At 51.0% G+C, this 1,249-nt stretch carries 13 tRNA genes; all 13 read right to left on the bottom strand.

The features are described from left to right. Window positions 1–19: 19 nt before the first annotated feature. A tRNA-Ala gene (locus ACWGB8_RS38595) sits at window positions 20–95 on the bottom strand. A gap of 8 nt (window positions 96–103) precedes the next feature. Next, a tRNA-Pro gene (locus tag ACWGB8_RS38590) sits at window positions 104–180 on the bottom strand. A 27-nt stretch (window positions 181–207) separates the two neighbouring features. Then, a tRNA-Arg gene (locus ACWGB8_RS38585) sits at window positions 208–284 on the bottom strand. Between the two features lie 31 nt (window positions 285–315). Further along, a tRNA-Gly gene (locus ACWGB8_RS38580) sits at window positions 316–390 on the bottom strand. Window positions 391–395: 5 nt separating this feature from the next. Then, a tRNA-Leu gene (locus ACWGB8_RS38575) sits at window positions 396–482 on the bottom strand. Between the two features lie 10 nt (window positions 483–492). Continuing rightward, window positions 493–568 (bottom strand) — tRNA-Lys (locus ACWGB8_RS38570). A 27-nt stretch (window positions 569–595) separates the two neighbouring features. After that, window positions 596–670, bottom strand: a tRNA-Gln gene (locus ACWGB8_RS38565). 9 nt (window positions 671–679) lie between these two features. Continuing rightward, window positions 680–755, bottom strand: a tRNA-His gene (locus ACWGB8_RS38560). A gap of 24 nt (window positions 756–779) precedes the next feature. Continuing rightward, window positions 780–853 (bottom strand) — tRNA-Trp (locus ACWGB8_RS38555). A 5-nt stretch (window positions 854–858) separates the two neighbouring features. Next, window positions 859–943, bottom strand: a tRNA-Tyr gene (locus ACWGB8_RS38550). A 22-nt stretch (window positions 944–965) separates the two neighbouring features. After that, window positions 966–1,038 (bottom strand) — tRNA-Thr (locus ACWGB8_RS38545). Window positions 1,039–1,042: 4 nt separating this feature from the next. After that, window positions 1,043–1,118, bottom strand: a tRNA-Val gene (locus ACWGB8_RS38540). A gap of 3 nt (window positions 1,119–1,121) precedes the next feature. Further along, window positions 1,122–1,196 (bottom strand) — tRNA-Glu (locus ACWGB8_RS38535). Between the last annotated feature and the right edge of the window lie 53 nt (window positions 1,197–1,249).

The raw sequence follows: 1,249 nt of genomic DNA, 5'->3' as shown, positions 1-1,249 counted from the left end.
TAGTTTTCAAAGAACACGTTGGTGGAGCCTAGCGGGATCGAACCGCTGACCTCCTGCGTGCAAAGCAGGCGCTCTCCCAGCTGAGCTAAGGCCCCATAAAAAATGGTCGGGAAGACAGGATTCGAACCTGCGACCCCATGGTCCCAAACCATGTGCTCTACCAAGCTGAGCTACTTCCCGATTTCCTATCTATTCTATTAAAAGATATGGCGCGCCCGAGAGGAGTCGAACCCCTAACCTTTTGATCCGTAGTCAAACGCTCTATCCAATTGAGCTACGGGCGCAATTCAATTTACAATATCCCGTTAGGATAAATGGAGCGGAAGACGGGATTCGAACCCGCGACCCCCACCTTGGCAAGGTGGTGTTCTACCACTGAACTACTTCCGCAGAAATGGTGCGGATGAAGGGACTTGAACCCCCACGTCTGTAAAGACACTAGAGCCTGATTCTAGCGCGTCTGCCAATTCCGCCACATCCGCAACATGTAAATGGTGAGCCATGAAGGACTCGAACCTTCGACCCTCTGATTAAAAGTCAGATGCTCTACCAACTGAGCTAATGGCTCTTACTATTCAATTTCAAAAAATAAAAATGGCTGGGCTAGCTGGATTCGAACCAACGCATGACGGAGTCAAAGTCCGTTGCCTTACCGCTTGGCTATAGCCCAATGATAATATGGGGCGATTGATGGGAATCGAACCCACGAGTGCCAGAGCCACAATCTGGTGCGTTAACCACTTCGCCACAACCGCCATAATCTCAAGATGTCATAAATTTGGCAGGGGCAGTAGGAATCGAACCCACACCGGAGGTTTTGGAGACCTCTGTTCTACCGTTAAACTATGCCCCTATAAATGGTGGAGGGGGGCAGATTCGAACTGCCGAACCCTGAGGGAGCGGATTTACAGTCCGCCGCGTTTAGCCACTTCGCTACCCCTCCACATAAAATTTTGAAAAAACAGTGCCGGCAAGAGGACTTGAACCCCCAACCTACTGATTACAAGTCAGTTGCTCTACCAATTGAGCTACACCGGCAAAATGGTGGAGGATGACGGGCTCGAACCGCCGACCCTCTGCTTGTAAGGCAGATGCTCTCCCAGCTGAGCTAATCCTCCAAATGGTGACCCGTACGGGATTCGAACCCGTGTTACCGCCGTGAAAGGGCGGTGTCTTAACCGCTTGACCAACGGGCCGTTGTGTTCTCGTCGAGCTGACAAAAGTTATTATATACAGGTCACCCCCTGTT

It is taken from the genome of Kitasatospora sp. NPDC054939, from assembly GCF_053610105.1.
This window is presented reverse-complemented; position numbering and strand designations above follow the sequence as displayed.